General features: G+C 40.1%; 14 protein-coding genes and 1 pseudogene. 5 read left to right on the forward strand and 10 right to left on the reverse strand.

Features of this window, described 5'->3' with window-relative positions:
* Positions 1–56 precede the first annotated feature (56 nt).
* The 10 genes and pseudogenes from KZC02_RS06050 to ligA all read right to left on the reverse strand — a co-directional run bounded on the left by KZC02_RS06050 (position 57) and on the right by ligA (position 9,186).
* Positions 57–778, reverse strand: a pseudogene (locus KZC02_RS06050) (tRNA1(Val) (adenine(37)-N6)-methyltransferase).
* 5 nt (positions 779–783) lie between these two features.
* The gene (locus tag KZC02_RS06055; RefSeq protein WP_229254013.1) at positions 784–1,263 is read right to left on the reverse strand and encodes an RNase H family protein; all 480 of its coding nucleotides are present in this window, start codon (positions 1,261–1,263) and stop codon (positions 784–786) included.
* Complete coding sequence (locus KZC02_RS31480; protein WP_229254014.1) at positions 1,215–1,424, reverse strand: RNase H1/viroplasmin domain-containing protein; 210 nt, start codon at positions 1,422–1,424, stop codon at positions 1,215–1,217. The genes KZC02_RS06055 and KZC02_RS31480 overlap by 49 nt, the downstream gene beginning before the upstream one ends.
* A gap of 11 nt (positions 1,425–1,435) precedes the next feature.
* Positions 1,436–2,671 carry a peptidase T gene (gene pepT / locus KZC02_RS06060; protein WP_221393286.1) on the reverse strand — a complete coding sequence of 412 codons (1,236 nt, stop codon included), beginning with the start codon at positions 2,669–2,671 and terminating at the stop codon, positions 1,436–1,438.
* 193 nt (positions 2,672–2,864) lie between these two features.
* The gene (locus KZC02_RS06065; protein ID WP_221393287.1) at positions 2,865–3,329 is read right to left on the reverse strand and encodes a nucleoside triphosphate pyrophosphohydrolase family protein; all 465 of its coding nucleotides are present in this window, start codon (positions 3,327–3,329) and stop codon (positions 2,865–2,867) included.
* Positions 3,330–3,479: 150 nt separating this feature from the next.
* Complete coding sequence (locus KZC02_RS06070; protein ID WP_221393288.1) at positions 3,480–4,049, reverse strand: MarC family protein; 570 nt, start codon at positions 4,047–4,049, stop codon at positions 3,480–3,482.
* Positions 4,050–4,201: 152 nt separating this feature from the next.
* Positions 4,202–4,915, reverse strand: coding sequence for an NrtR DNA-binding winged helix domain-containing protein (locus KZC02_RS06075; protein WP_221393289.1), 714 nt, complete (start codon positions 4,913–4,915; stop codon positions 4,202–4,204).
* Positions 4,916–4,992: 77 nt separating this feature from the next.
* On the reverse strand, positions 4,993–6,048 hold the full coding sequence (locus KZC02_RS06080; protein ID WP_221393290.1) for an aminotransferase class V-fold PLP-dependent enzyme: 1,056 nt from the start codon (positions 6,046–6,048) through the stop codon (positions 4,993–4,995).
* A 95-nt stretch (positions 6,049–6,143) separates the two neighbouring features.
* A complete protein-coding gene (gene dapA / locus KZC02_RS06085) occupies positions 6,144–7,034 on the reverse strand; it encodes a 4-hydroxy-tetrahydrodipicolinate synthase (protein WP_221393291.1) in 891 nt (296 codons plus the stop codon).
* A 64-nt stretch (positions 7,035–7,098) separates the two neighbouring features.
* Positions 7,099–9,186 (reverse strand): NAD-dependent DNA ligase LigA, encoded by a 2,088-nt coding sequence (gene ligA, locus KZC02_RS06090; protein ID WP_221393292.1) that lies wholly within the window; start codon positions 9,184–9,186, stop codon positions 7,099–7,101.
* Between the two features lie 221 nt (positions 9,187–9,407).
* Between ligA and rpe the strand changes: the two genes are divergently transcribed.
* From rpe to KZC02_RS31495, 5 genes are all read left to right on the forward strand, one after another.
* Positions 9,408–10,064: a ribulose-phosphate 3-epimerase gene (gene rpe, locus KZC02_RS06095; RefSeq protein WP_221393293.1), complete on the forward strand. Its 657-nt coding sequence runs from the start codon at positions 9,408–9,410 to the stop codon at positions 10,062–10,064.
* Positions 10,061–10,855: a DUF4038 domain-containing protein gene (locus tag KZC02_RS31485; RefSeq protein WP_229254015.1), complete on the forward strand. Its 795-nt coding sequence runs from the start codon at positions 10,061–10,063 to the stop codon at positions 10,853–10,855. Before rpe ends, KZC02_RS31485 begins: the two co-directional genes overlap by 4 nt.
* A gap of 31 nt (positions 10,856–10,886) precedes the next feature.
* Positions 10,887–11,348, forward strand: a complete 462-nt coding sequence (locus KZC02_RS31490) for a putative collagen-binding domain-containing protein (protein WP_229254016.1) — start codon at positions 10,887–10,889, stop codon at positions 11,346–11,348.
* A gap of 167 nt (positions 11,349–11,515) precedes the next feature.
* On the forward strand, positions 11,516–13,540 hold the full coding sequence (locus KZC02_RS06105; RefSeq protein ID WP_221393294.1) for an OmpA family protein: 2,025 nt from the start codon (positions 11,516–11,518) through the stop codon (positions 13,538–13,540).
* 109 nt (positions 13,541–13,649) lie between these two features.
* Positions 13,650–14,714, forward strand: a complete 1,065-nt coding sequence (locus KZC02_RS31495) for a glycosyltransferase family 39 protein (protein ID WP_229254017.1) — start codon at positions 13,650–13,652, stop codon at positions 14,712–14,714.
* Positions 14,715–14,738 lie beyond the last annotated feature (24 nt).

The raw sequence follows: 14,738 nt of genomic DNA on the forward strand, positions 1-14,738 counted from the left end.
TGAATACAACGGAGGACAAAACTTGTTTTAAAACGTAAAGTTCGCATTTTTCCTGATCAAAATATCATATAAAAATCTTTCATCAGTTGTTTAAACCCGGAATCATAGGTCTTCCCGTCTTCTTCGTATATAAACATATTTGTATCAAAAGTTTGATTTTCAGTCAGATGTTTCCTTTTGAATGTCATTAACTGCCGAAATGCTTTTTTATTCCGGTCATGATACAAAACAAGTTTCCGTGTCATAAACCAGTCTGATTCCGATGCTTTTGAAAAAAAAGAATCGCTTCATCCACCGGCAAAAGAATATTAAACCTGCCATGGGCAGAAACAAGCCGGTTTAGAGCGAATATCAATTCATCAAATGAAAGAGAAGTAGCATGGTGCGCCTGATTTTTTTTATGCTTTGGAGAAAGTAAATCAGATTGAAAAAAAGGAGGATTGGTAACAATGAAATCGTATTGGTAAGAAGGAGAAAATCCCTGAATGGAAGAATTAACCACTTTTATTCTTTCAGAAAAAGAACTGGTTTTTACGTTCTCAATAGCCTGAGAAAAAGCATCCTGATCCAGTTCAACGGCGTCGATTTCAGCATTTGAATTGCGCTGGGCAACCATTAAAGCCAGTAATCCGGTTCCTGTTCCGATATCCAGTATTTTTTCAGCTCCCTCCACATCTGCCCATGCACCCAAAACGCAGGCATCCGTGCAAACTTTCATCGCACATTTATCCTGATTGACAACAAACTGTTTGAAGCGAAAAAAAGAGTTTTTAGCCATATCCGTTATTTCCTGCCGAAGTCAGCCGGGTTTTCGCCCCAGTATTCAGTTTCCCATTTCAGGATTTTGTTAGGATATTGGTTCAAAACCAGCCAGCGTTCTGCACGCTGAAGCATTTCGAAAACCGGCTTATTTCTCGGGGTCAGTGCTAGTTTTGTATTTGCGTGTTTCTTTTTGATCCAGCTGATGGCCGTTCGGGAATCACTGTAAATAGGCAGATCACTACCCTTTTTCTGCAAATAAGCGAGCCCATGGACAATTGCCAGAAACTCGCCAATGTTATTGGTCCCGTCTTTAAACGGCCCCTGCAGGAAAATCCTTTCTCCCGTTTGCAGATAAACACCCTGATATTCCATATCACCCGATGAAGTATTCCATGCAGCATCCACAGCAATAGCATCCTTAATTGGTTTACCAATATTGGCAGGTGCGGCTTTTAAAACTTTTGGCGCGTCTTTTTTCCTGCGGCAGCTACAAATTCCCAATAATTCCGCTGAATGGCTGCCTCAGCTTCTTCAACAGATTCAAACGATTTATACCGTGCATCTTCAAAACCTTTGATTTGAGCTTCACATTCTTTCCAATCGGTAAACACGCCTGTTTGCCTGCCTTGCCATACTACGTAAAACTTTGTCTTTTTTGCCATAATTTTAAATTTTATGCCCTCTCTTCCCAAACCTGGCATAAATTCACAATTACATCAACTGCCTTTTCCATATCCTGTACGGAAACCCACTCCAAACGGGAATGAAACGCATGTTCCCCTGCAAAAATATTCGGACAGGGCAATCCCATAAAGGACAATCTGGATCCGTCTGTACCTCCGCGGATGCTTCTGGGTGTAGCTTCCAAACCAACTCGATGCATAGCAGTTACTGCATTCGCTATAACCTGCGGGTGCAAATCCAGTACTTTTTTCATATTCCTGTATTGTTCCTTTACTTCCATTTTGGCGGAAGAATGCGGATAACGCATCAGGATTTTATCAACAATACTTTGCAACAGGTTTTCCTTCTGATTTAAACCTTCATCTGTAAAATCACGAATAATAAATTCCAGAACTGCTTTTTCCTGAATACCTTCAAAATGAACCGGATGAATAAAACCTTCCTTACTTTCTGTTGTTTCAGGTGACAACGCATCCTTTGGTAAACTAGAAAGAATATCTGCCGCTATTTTCAGGGCATTTTCAAGCTTTCCAATGGCATATCCGGGATGTGTGCTTACACCATGAATTGTAATTTTTACGCCATCAGCCGAGAATGTTTCATCTTCCAGTGTCCCAACCGCTTCGCCATCCACGGTATAGCCAAAATCGGCTCCTAATTTCACCAGATCCACTTTTTCAGTGCCACGCCCGACTTCTTCATCAGGTGTAAATAGTATCTTAACAGTCCCGTGTTTTATTTCAGGATGAGACATCAGATATTCGGCAGCAGCCATTATTTCTGCCACACCAGCCTTATTATCAGCTCCTAACAAAGTAGTTCCACTTGCAGTTACAATGTCTTTTCCTATCTGGTTTCCCAGGTCATTCAGTTCGGAAATCCTTAAAACCTGGGTGTTGTCATCGGGTAAAACGATATCAGCACCATCCCAGTTTTCATGTACAATTGGCTGTACGTTAGCACCGATGACATCAGGTGAAGTGTCCACGTGGGAGCAAAAACAAATGACCGGAATAGCAGTTTTATCTGAGTTGGAAGGTATCGTTGCATAAACATAACCATGTTCATCAAGATGTGCATCCGTTATCCCGATTTCCTGCAACTCTACGACCAGTATATTACTCAAATCCCGTTGCTTTAGCGTGCTCGGAAAACTTTCAGATTGCGGATCAGACTGTGTATCAATCTGTACATAGCGAAGAAAACGGTCTAGAACAGAAGTCATTTTTGTGGACGATTTGTTAATTAGCAGAAGTTTTAAAAGTAGGGAATTTTCAATACCCAATCGCGAACCGTTTTCAATTTGAGAATTCAGACCATTTAAAATTTGAATATTTAAAACGGTTCGCCGTTGCGATTCATTATAGAATATTATTTCTAATGTATCATCAATAGTTTTAGACCAAAATAAACCTAAATCAGCCGATAATTCCTGATAGATCTGCCGGAGAATAGTTGATGTTTTTTAGCGTTTTGTCATCTGCCGTTCTATAAACCAAATATTTGTCATTGTCTGCTTTATAATAACATTCTGTACCTTTTGCCTGATAATGCGCAACGGTTGCCTCTGCTTCTTCAATCGTAAGACAAGCTTTTGACATATTGGAGCGCTGTACCTCGTCAAATAATTCACGGAATTTGTCGCCTAATCCAAATTCGAGAACCGCACCGGATAATACATATTGAAGATCACACAGTGCATCAGCGATTTCGACAATGTCTTTTTCAAGAATAGCTACTTCCAGTTCTTTCAGCTCTTCGGCCAATAATGCTACACGCAGCCTGCTTCTGTCTTCAGAAGGAATAGTAGGTTTATCAAGAATTGGATGTTTAAAAGTGCGGTGAAATTCTGCTACCTGATTAAGGCTGTCCAGTTGTTGCATGATTATGATGTAATATAATGTTTAATAGTGACTCATCTTGAAGAAATTAATGTAATAACCCGTAGCATTTAACCATTCTTATTTCTAATAATATGCTCATTTTCAGTGGTATAGATAAAATTTTTATGCATTCGTCACATACCTTCTGGTCTAAATCGTAAGATTGGTTTTGAATAGCTTTACTGCAATGGCGAGCAAAATAATTCCGAATACTTTTCTCAGAATATCAATACCGCCAGGCCCGAGTTTGGTTTCAATCCAATTAGAAGATTTCAGGACCAGATACACGAAAATAAGATTAAGCAGAACGCCGATCAGTATATTCTGGATTTCATAAGCTGATCTCAGTGCCAAAAGGGTTGTCATGGTTCCAGCCCCTGCAATGATCGGGAATGCTATAGGTACGATTGAGGCCGCACCCGTATCCACACTTCCATGTTTAAAAATTTCCCTGCCCAAAATCATTTCAAGTCCCAGCAGAAATAAAATTATAGCACCTGCAATGGCAAAAGACGCAACGTCGACACCAAACAGACTAAGCAGCCGTTCTCCCAAAAAGAGAAAAATGATCATTATAAATCCAGCCGCAAGGGTAGCTTTTTCGGATTCAATTTTGCCTAATTTCTGACGAAAATCAACAATCACAGGAATTGCCCCCAACACGTCAATCACAGAAAACAGAATAAGTGAGACAGATATAATTTCTTTCAGATTGAACATTGCGAGACGGATTAGCCCGCAAAGTTGAACAAAAGACACTGTTTACACAAACGTTTCAGGCCATTATTGGTGTTTCTCACCTACAGGCAGTGTCCATATTGATGTAATATTCTGGCGGCATCGCGAGCCTGGGAGACTGAAATAACAGCGTTTCAGGCGTTACCGCCAGGAAGAAAATTAAGAAAAGTATTAAACTGCTTTTTATATTTATCCTCGTCAATTTTGTAAAAATAAGCTCCTTTTTTTGAATAGCCTTTTTGCTTTTCATCCAGCTTGATCAGCAGATTGGTTGACAAAAGTTTTCTGCTGAAATTTCTTTTATCCAGCTCAGTACCGAAAATTGCTTCATATAATTTCTGCAATTGTGGAATGGTAAATTTTTCAGGGAGGAGTTCAAAACCGATCGGATGCTGCGAAGCTTTGTATTGTAAATGCTGGATCGCCATATCGACCATAGAACTGTGGTCAAAAAGCAAAGTGGGCAATTCCTGCATGGAAAACCACTGAGCCTCAAAGTTTTTTGAAATTTTATTGTCGTAATCTTCTACGTTGATAAGAGCAAAATACGCAACAGAAACGGTCCTTTCCACAGGATCACGCATCGGATTACCGAATGTATGTAGCTGTTCAAGATAAATATCTTTAAGACTGGTCAGTTCAAAAAGAATACGGTTTGAGGCCTCTTCCAGGCTTTCTTCCGGCTGCACCCAGCCACCCATTAAAGACCAGGCATTTTGTTCCTCTTCAATTCCACGCTTTACAAGCAACAATTTTAATTGTTCACCATCAAAGCCGAAAATAATGGAGTCCAGGGCAACCAAACATTTTGTCTGGATTTTGTATTGATTTAATATATCTAATCGCACAAATTCTTGTCAAAAAGGATAAGTAATAGTTGTTAATTCAATAAATACAAATGTTGTTTATTACTACTCATTTGCACCTATTTGGGAAGGTTCAGGAGGAAATTTTTTAGCAAAGAAATCTCCGTCACGGTAATTGCGGGAAAATTGGCAATGCGAAAACTAGTTTCTTTCCACTTCCCATACCCATTACCCAACTGGATACCAGCCAGCTTTGCCTTACTCTTTATTTCCGTTATTTTCTCTTTTTCAGCTAAAACATTAATTACAGTATCGGAACGAACCAATTCATTTTTAACCAAAAGCTCATATCCGTTTTCAGTCAGAAATGAATACCATTCTTCCGCTCTTTGCTTTAAATCCAAGCCTATTTCAATAATAGGTGAAACTTGCTGCATCACTCGGCCAAGCAGATAAATCCCGAGTGCGTTAGGTGTATACGGAGTCTGAAATTTCAGAAAGTTGTCTCTCATAAAGAGAAAACTGTTATAAAAGGATTTGTCAGCCACAGTTTCCGCTTTTTGAATTGCATCGGGAGAAACCACCATAACAGCCATACCTGCCGGAAGCCCGAAACATTTTTGTACCGAAGCGAACCAGATATCCGCGGTGGTCCAGGGCAATGCATAACCAGCCATTGAAGAAGTGGCGTCAACTGCAATAATTTTGGCAGTGTACCGGCGCAAATCTGTTAAAAAAGCATTGGGCAAGGCAGTTCCGTTGGAAGTTTCATTATGGGTAATGCAAATCACTTCATGTCCTGATTCAATCCCTGCCAGGTCCAGATCAGGAATTTCGTTTAAATCAAAAGAAAAACCGTTGGCGCCAGGACGGATCTTCTGCGTGTATTCCAGCCATTTCTCTCCAAATGCTCCGTTATAAATATGGAGACTGGAATTAACGATCAATGATTGCGCTATAATTTCCCAGCATTCTGTCGCCGACGACACGAAGTAAACCTCGTAATCGGAAGGAATATCCAGTTTCGTTATTAGAACATCAAGCGTTTCTTTGAGCATTTGCGTAAATACATCGCTACGGTGGTTCACGCTCAATATTCCGCTTTGATAAGCATCCTGCATATATTCTTCAACCTGCGGATATACTTTGGATGGGCCAGGATAAAAGGTGATCATTTCTATAAATTTTAGCTTGTTCTTAAACAAAAACATCATAGAATTCAAAGCCGGAACCCTGAACCTATGATGCTGTATTTCACGGATAGTACGGTTTACATAAATCCTTCCCTTTTCATAGCAGTTTCAAGTTGTTCACCCAGTTTTTGCGAAGCTTTCAACAATGGCAATCGAACATCCGAACTGCAAATTCCTTTTATTTCAAGACATTTTTTGATACCAACCGGATTCGATTCAATGTATAAAAGTGTATCAAATTCTAAAAATGCAAGCTGTAATTTTGCAGCTTCCTTAAATCGTCCTTCCAGCGCATGCCAAGTAAGATCTGTGAATTCTTTGGGAAATGCGTTGGCAATTACCGAGATCACTCCATGCCATCCGATGCTGATCAAGGTTGTCACCAGATTATCGTCTCCCGACAAGAGGAGAAAATCTTCCGGTACCCTGGCTGATAATTCAAGGCCTTGTTCCAGACTTCCTCCTGCATCTTTGATCCCAATTATATTCGTATGCCCGGAAAGCTGTACAATCGTATCCGGTTTCATATTCGTAACCGTTCGTCCTGGTACGTTGTATAATAAAACCGGAACGGGAGATGCATCAGCAATGGCTGTAAAATGAGCAATGATTCCTTCCTGTGTTGGCTTGTTGTAATAGGGGCAAACGGAAAGAATTGCATCAACACCGGTAAAATCAGTTTCCTTAATAGAATCCAGGACAGAACGGGTGTTGTTTCCTCCCATTCCGTACACTACAGGAAGCGATTTGGTATTATTCTTTATTGTAAATGCCAGTATGGCCTGTTTCTCCCGGGAAGTTACTGTTGGAGATTCGCCGGTAGTTCCCTGAACCACAAGATAATCTACATCTCCTTCGGTAACAAGGTCGATTAATTTTTTAAGACCTTGGTAATCAACTTCATTCTGTTCATCAAAAGGTGTAATCAGCGCTGCTCCTACCCCTTTGAAACGTAAGTCCAATGGCATTATTTTCTTATATTATTGTTAGATTTCGAAACACAAAGTTAGCTTTCTAAGCCATTAATCTTCACTATTTAGCAATCATTGCCAAAAATTCTTCTTCCGACAAAATTGTTACGCCCAATCTTCTGGCTTTTTCCAGCTTTGAAGGGCCCATATTCTCACCGGCCAGCAGGTAATTTAACTTTGCTGAAACACCGCTCAGAATTCTGCCGCCATTTACTTCAATCTTGTTTTTCAGCTCGTCCCGGTCAAAATTTTCGAAAACGCCTGAAATGACAAATGTTTTCCCCTCCAGTAAATCACTTTCCGCCACCACTGGTTTTTCATCACTTTCCATCTGAATTCCTGCCAGTCGAAGCCGTTCTATCATTTCCTGGTTTTCTGGCACGCTGAAATACGATTCAATACTTTTTGCAATGCGCCCTCCGATTTCAGGGACTGCAATCAGCTGATCGTAAGTCGCTGAACTGATAGCTTCAATGGATTTAAAATAAATCGCCAGTTTTTCGGCAACTGTTGCACCTACAAATCGGATCCCTAATCCGAACATGACATTTTTGAAGGGAACCGTTTTGGATAATTCAAGCCCTTTCAGAATATTCTCAACCGTTTTTTCCCTGAAACTTATTTTTTTCAGTTTCCCGGTTTCTTCATTTACAATATTTTTTTCAAGGCCGAGTAATTTCTCGTATGTCAGATCATACAGATCCGCCGGAGTTCTGACAAGATTTGTATCGAACAGAAGCTGGATTTTGCCTTCACCCAGACTCTCAATATTCATAGCTTTCCGGTGAATGAAATGTTCAATCCTTCCTTTCAACTGAGGAGGACAATGGCTGTCGTTCGGACAAAGAAAAGCTACTTCTCCTTCATTACGAATAAGTTCTGAACCACATTCGGGACATTTTTTAGGAAATACGACTGGTTCTGTCAAAAATTCAATGCGTTGGCTAATATCAACTCCGGTTATTTTCGGAATAATTTCTCCGCTTTTTTCTACAAAAACAGTGTCGCCAATTTGTATATCAAGCCGTTCAATTTCATTCGCATTGTGCAGCGTTGCCCTTTTTACACGTGTGCCAGACAAATGAACGCCTTTTACTTTGTTGTAAGGAAGATCTCGCTCATTGATATCACACAAATTAGCAACCGGAGTTATTGCACCGGTTCGTCCAACCTGGAAATTAACGGAACGCAAAATAGCGGGTTTGTTTTCAGCTTTGTATTTAAAAGAAATAGCCCAGCGAGGACTTTTAGCAGTAAATCCCAATTCACGCTGCTGCTCAAATGAATTGATTTTCAATACGATACCATCAGTTGCCAAAGGTAAAGAAGCCCGTTTCGTTTCCCATTCGTGGATAAATGCAATCGCTTCGTCGATATTCTGCACTTTTCGCCAGCCTGGGGAAACATTAAATCCCCAGGTTTTCAGTCCCAGCAAACTCTCTTCATGACTTTTAAAATGATTGTCGTCGCTGATGAAACTATAGAGATAACAATCCAGGTTGCGACGCGCCGTTTCAGCAGAATCCTGTAATTTGAATGAACCAGAAGCCGCGTTGCGTGGATTTGCATATTGGTTTTCCCCCAAAGTATCCATCTCATCATTCAGTTTTTGGAACGATGTATACGGCATAAATCCTTCACCACGTATTTCAAAATCAGGTGGCAGGTTTTTAGCATTAACACGCAATGGCAATGAACGTATCGTTTTGACATTGTGGGTAATATCATCACCACGGGTTCCGTCGCCACGCGTTATTCCACGTACCAAAACGCCGTTTTCGTATGTAAAGCTCAATGAAATTCCATCGAATTTGAGCTCACAGATATATTCATATTCCTCGCCTTCCAGCCCTTTCCGGACGCGGTCATCGAAATTCCGCAGTTCCTGTTCGTTGTAAGTATTGTCCAGCGAAAGCATGGGATAACGGTGGAAAACAGGTACAAAATTCTTTGTAACAGTTCCTCCTACCCGCTGAGTGGGTGAATCACTTTTCTTGAATTCCGGATATTTATTTTCAAGTGCGGCTAATTGTTTTAATAACTGATCGAACTCAAAATCCGAAATTTCAGAAACGCTGTCCTGATAATAGCGAAAATTGTAATGTTCTATTTTTCTGCTCAGTTCGTCTATTTGTATTTCAGGATCCATAATTTTTCATCAAGGTTCGAAGTTATTTTTTCACTCCGAATTGTACACATTTAAATTTTCGTCAAATTTACATTTTATTCCATTTTTCAAAAGTAAAGAAACGATTTACTCATACATTACTTCCTCCTTTCCCCTTCCTCCATTCCAAAATCCTTTTTACATCTTGACAGGAAATTCTCTAATTTTGCCAAAAAATTTAAACTGCACCTTATCCTATATAAATGGCCGGAATTGCCCCTTCTATCCTAGCTGCTGACTTTGCCAATTTACAACGCGACGTTGAAATGCTGAATGCCAGTGTTGCCGAATACATTCACGTGGACGTTATGGATGGTATGTTTGTCCCGAATATATCCTTTGGTATGCCTGTTTGTGAAGCTATAAACCGTTATGCGAAAAAACCTCTTGATGTTCACTTAATGATTGAACAGCCCGACCGCTATCTGGAAGCTTTTAAAAACGCCGGTGCCACAGGACTAACAGTTCATTATGAAGCTTGCCCGCATCTGCATCGTACCGTTCAGCATATTAAGGAATTAGGTGCATTGCCGGGGGTAGCGTTGAATCCGCATACGCCGGTGGAAGCACTTTCAGAAATACTTGGAGACTTGTCGCTGGTGCTGATCATGTCTGTAAATCCGGGTTTTGGCGGCCAGAAATTCATTGAAAATACCTATAAAAAAGTAGCCAAACTCAACGAAATGCGTAAAAACGGAGGTTATAATTTTAAGATTGAAATAGATGGCGGCGTCAATGTAAATAACGCAGCGGCCCTGACCAGAGAAGGAGCAGATATTTTAGTTGCGGGAAGTTTTGTATTTAGCTCAGGAAATCCTCTTCAAACGATCCAGGACCTTAAAAATGCGCAGGAACTATGAGGAAACGGTTTCTTCTGGCAATTCTTTTGCTGATGACCTGTTTGTCAACGGAAGCTTTTACCAATAAGTCCATCGAGCAGCCAACAGGAGAATTACCCCTGAAAATCCATCCAAACGGAAAACATGTAACTGATAATAATGGAAAACCGTTTCTAATGGTTGCTGATGTAGCCTGGCAATTGTTGCGAAAACTAAGTTATGCAGATGCGGTCCAATATATGGACATCCGGAAATCGCAGTCTTTCAATACGTTTATTGTGCAACTTTTACCTGCATTGCCAACGCAAAAAAATTTCAATAAAGCCACTCCCTTTTTAAACAACAACGATTTAGATCAACCAAATAAGGCATACTTTGATTATCTGGAAAAAATCGTTACCGCGGCAAAAGAACGCAGTCTGATCGTAGGGATTGTGGTTTTACGAAAAAGCTGGAATATAGTTTTCGATAATTATAAGGAAGATTCCTGGAAAAATTATGGTAGTTATGTTGGCAAACGGCTTGCCAGATATCCCAACATTATATGGATAGTTAGTGAAGAAGAATACCAGAGTGCTTCACAATTTAAAGCCATTTCAGAGGGATTAAGGTCTTCTACACATGAACAGCTGATCGCTTCGTTATCCACCTGCTCCCCAACCCGGCCTATCGACAGTTCCCCAAACCGATCGGACCTGAAATTCGTAATTCCGGATTCTACGGTCAGTTATTCGGAGTATGCAACGTTAGCTAACTGGCAGAAAAAATTCCGGCGAACTTTCACAACAGCCGTTTTTAATAGCAAATTCTGAATTTCCTAAAGAAATTACGGACCAGTCGGTTTTGATCAGAAATCAGGCCTATCAGTCGGTTATGAGTGCAGCTGCCGGTTTTTGTCATATGAGTACGATTAAAAACTTTAATCCAACCTGGAAGGTTAATATTACCAGGGACGGAGCCGAGTATATCCACAATTTTGTTAAAATACTGAAAGGAATTCCGTGGGAATATATGTACCCGGAAACCTCGCCCAAATTATTTCCGGATTCACTGGATCAAAAAGAAATTGGCATTTTCTCGCTATCCAATCAGCGAATGGCCATGATGTACATTCCAACCTCACGAATTGTAAAGATAGATCTGAGCCAGTTAAACGGAAACGAATTCCGTGCAGTATGGTATAGTCCGCGTACAGGAAAAAGATGGAGCGGAGGTGATTTCCCTATTTCAAAAGAGGCATTTATAAATCCCCCCGATCCTCAGCCGGAATGGGACTGGATTCTTTTGGTTGGCGCTAAAAACTAGGATCAAGCGCCAATCATCGTTATTTAACCATTAGATTGGCCTGCTTTTTGCTTTATTGATAAAATATATTGTACGTATTTTATCAATATGAAAGCATAATTCCTTTCTTTGCAGAAGTCCGTACCCATTAATTTTTTGAAATGCCGGGGCTAGCACCTGAGTCACCAATGAGCTTATTTAAAGGAATATTAATTTGTTGTATTTTATTGGCTTTTGCTAAAAAAAACACTTATGCCCAAAATATATTATGGGCTGATAAAGTGCTTGGCTACTCTTCTGAATACAGGCCCGGACAGTTTGGGCAGGGTTATCGCTCCAAACAAATCCTTCATAAACCCAATAAGTTACCGGATTTCGGCAATAGCCCTTGTGCATGGACGCCAGCAGATGCTGAAAGCCGGAGTGAGGAATGGATTAAAGTTGGATTTGCAAAAACGATTTCACTTAAACAGGTAGCCATAGCCGAAAACCTGAATCCGGGAGCTATTGCCCGTGTATATGCATATGATGAAAATGGGAAGGAATTTCTTCTTTTAGATAAAAAACCTGCATCTGAGGGTATTACGGGAAAAATGTTACGCCTGTTTCCGACACAGAATATTCTTGCCAATGCTATCAAAATCATTCTTCAGCCGGACAAAGTCCCAGGTTTCAACCAAATTGACGCCATTGGGATTTCCGATGATGTTAAACCTATTGACGCCGAAATCAATTTATCCGCGAATCTTAAAAAGGATTTAAAAAAAGAGAATCTGGGAAAAAATGTCAATAGCGCAGCTCAGGAGCTTGCCCCAATAATTTCCCCGGATGGCAAAACTTTATATTTTACAAGGGAAGATTTTGCAGGAAACACCGGATCTCCTAAAAATCAGGACGTTTGGTTTTCGCAATTAGGCAACAATAACCAGTGGGGAAAAGCGCAAAATATCGGGCCTCCGATAAACAACATTGGAAACAATGCCATTGCAAGTATTTCCAACGTTGGAAAAACGCTATACCTCATCAATAAATATCGTAGTGATGGTACAATGACGTTTGGTATATCCCAATCCTTCGCTACTAAAAATGGATGGAGTTTCCCAAAAGATATTATTGTAACTGATTTTTACAACAACGAAGACGGAACGGAACTGGCTGTTTCTCCACAAGGAAATGTGATGGTTTTTTCACTTCAGCGTCGCGATACAGAAGGTGATAAAGATCTGTATGTTTCCTTCCAGCAAAAAGATGACAGTTGGTCGGAGCCAAGAAGAATGGGAAATGTTATCAATACGGCTGATTACGAGGGATCTCCGTTTATAGCTTTGGATAACAAATCACTTTATTTCTCGTCACGAGGGATTAGCGGTTATGGCAAAAGTGATATATTTTTATCAAAAAGGCTTGACGACACCTGGCTTAACTGGTCTGAACCGGAAAATTTAGGCCCTGCAATAAACAGCAAATCCTGGGATGCATATTTTAGCATTTCGGCAACCGGAGATTACGCTTATTTCACTGCAAATGATGAACCTTCGGGCATTTCAGATATTTTCAGAATTGAACTTAATCCTGAAATGAAACCGGATCCGGTGGCTATTATCAGCGGGTCTATCTTAGAAATAGAAACGAATAAACCCGTACGGGCAGACATTGTAGCAGATTTGAAGAAAAATAATGAGGTTTTCACAAAAGCACAATTTGATCCTGAGACAGGAGAATTTCGGCTGATTTTACCATTGAAGGACATTTACAGGATCACTGCAAGTGAAAAAGGATACTTTCCGGTAACAGAAGAAATTGATTTGTCTAACGAAATCAATTTTAAAAATATTAAGAAAAACCTTTATTTACAGCCAATCAAAGCCGGCCAGCAAATCAGGTTGAACAACACAATGTTCACCCAAAGTAGTGCAGATGTGGTTCCAACATCATATTCTGAGCTGGATCGTATTGTTACCACTATGAAAGATTTCCCTGCCATGGAGATTTTACTGGAAGGACACACAGATAATCAGGGTGAAGTTCAGAAAAATATTAAATTGGCTGAAGACCGCGTTCAGCAGGTAAAAAAATATTTGTTATCCAAAGGAATAGACGCACAAAGAATTCAAACTAAAGCATGGGGGCCAGCCAAACCCATTGCAAGTAACCTTACGGAACAAACGCGGCAAAAGAACCGCCGGGTGGAATTCACGATCCTAAAAATTTAGAAAATCGTCCTTCCCGGTAAATTTGTTTATTTTCGCAGAAAATTTATCAGGCTGGTATGCCGGTAAATAAAGCTTCACCCTAAGCGAAAAAGATAACAAATAAACTAAAATGATTTCAACAACTAAAAGAGATACTCCACAAACCTGGCTCATATTTTTGCTGATACTAATTGTCGGGACGTTTCTAAGACTTTATAAGTTAGATTCTTACAGTATATTCTTTGATGAAAAAAGTACAATGGTCGTTAGCCAGGGAATCGTACTGGAAGGTGCCAATCAAAAGGAAGTGTTCTCAACAAAAACAATTTCAACTCCTGAATTCTGGAAAGCTCCGGTACTGAATTACCAACCTCCAAAAGTACTTCGCTCTTTTACCTATAACGAAACTTTTAAACTCCGTCCTTTCACTTCACAGGAATTCTGGGCTACCAAATCTCTTGAAGATTATTATGAAGCCATGAATAGAAGTGACATTGGCAATAGCCCGTTTTACTATCTGCTGCTTCATGGCTGGATGGATGCTTTTGGAATATCCGATTTCTCGGCACGTTCATTTTCCGTACTTTTCAGTGTTTTCATTATCGGCCTGACTTTTCTTTTCGGACGACGCTTTTTTTCAGTCAATACGGGATTGATTGCGGCCGGTATAGTCGCCATAGAACCATTTTTTATTGCATACAGCCATCAGGCACGTAATTATTCACTTACTTTTTTCCTGACTCTTCTCGCAACTTATCTTTTTCTTCAAATCATTGAAAATAATGCAAGCAAACAAAAAACAATGTTTTTATATATTGGATATGTGTTTGCGGCCGGCCTTAGTTTATTATCTCATTTCCTGACAATATCAGTATTGTTAGCTCATGGTATTTATGCGTTGTTTTTTTTAAGAACGATAAAAGGCTGGATAAGAATGGCCATTGCGGCTGTTTTTGCATTGTCGGGAGTCACATGGTGGCTGCTTGCCGGCGGAGGAATTTATACTTTATATTCGCTGAATTATCAGGCCGATTTGTACAGACGAATGGCCGAAACTATGCCATACAATAATCCGTTTGGTATTATCCTTCCTGCAACTATCAGCAATGTATTTACAAAATCACTTCCTATATTCTCTGATCTGATCATTTTCACCAATGGACTGACAGATTCACTGGAGGGTAAAAAAATGTAATTATCGCAATTGCAACCGGATTAG

This window comes from Dyadobacter sp. NIV53 (assembly GCF_019711195.1).
GTDB lineage: Bacteria > Bacteroidota > Bacteroidia > Cytophagales > Spirosomataceae > Dyadobacter.

Bases quoted from the DNA above. Each gene is read 5' to 3' on its own strand.
- KZC02_RS31480 (WP_229254014.1), bottom strand. From the start codon at position 1,424: ATGGCAAAAAAGACAAAGTTTTACGTAGTATGGCAAGGCAGGCAAACA.
- pepT (WP_221393286.1), bottom strand. From the start codon at position 2,671: ATGACTTCTGTTCTAGACCGTTTTCTTCGCTATGTACAGATTGATACA.
- KZC02_RS06065 (WP_221393287.1), bottom strand. From the start codon at position 3,329: ATGCAACAACTGGACAGCCTTAATCAGGTAGCAGAATTTCACCGCACT.
- KZC02_RS06070 (WP_221393288.1), bottom strand. From the start codon at position 4,049: ATGTTCAATCTGAAAGAAATTATATCTGTCTCACTTATTCTGTTTTCT.
- KZC02_RS06080 (WP_221393290.1), bottom strand. From the start codon at position 6,048: ATGATCACCTTTTATCCTGGCCCATCCAAAGTATATCCGCAGGTTGAA.
- dapA (WP_221393291.1), bottom strand. From the start codon at position 7,034: ATGCCATTGGACTTACGTTTCAAAGGGGTAGGAGCAGCGCTGATTACA.
- ligA (WP_221393292.1), bottom strand. From the start codon at position 9,186: ATGGATCCTGAAATACAAATAGACGAACTGAGCAGAAAAATAGAACAT.
- rpe (WP_221393293.1), top strand. From the start codon at position 9,408: ATGGCCGGAATTGCCCCTTCTATCCTAGCTGCTGACTTTGCCAATTTA.
- KZC02_RS31485 (WP_229254015.1), top strand. From the start codon at position 10,061: ATGAGGAAACGGTTTCTTCTGGCAATTCTTTTGCTGATGACCTGTTTG.
- KZC02_RS06105 (WP_221393294.1), top strand. From the start codon at position 11,516: ATGAGCTTATTTAAAGGAATATTAATTTGTTGTATTTTATTGGCTTTT.
- KZC02_RS31495 (WP_229254017.1), top strand. From the start codon at position 13,650: ATGATTTCAACAACTAAAAGAGATACTCCACAAACCTGGCTCATATTT.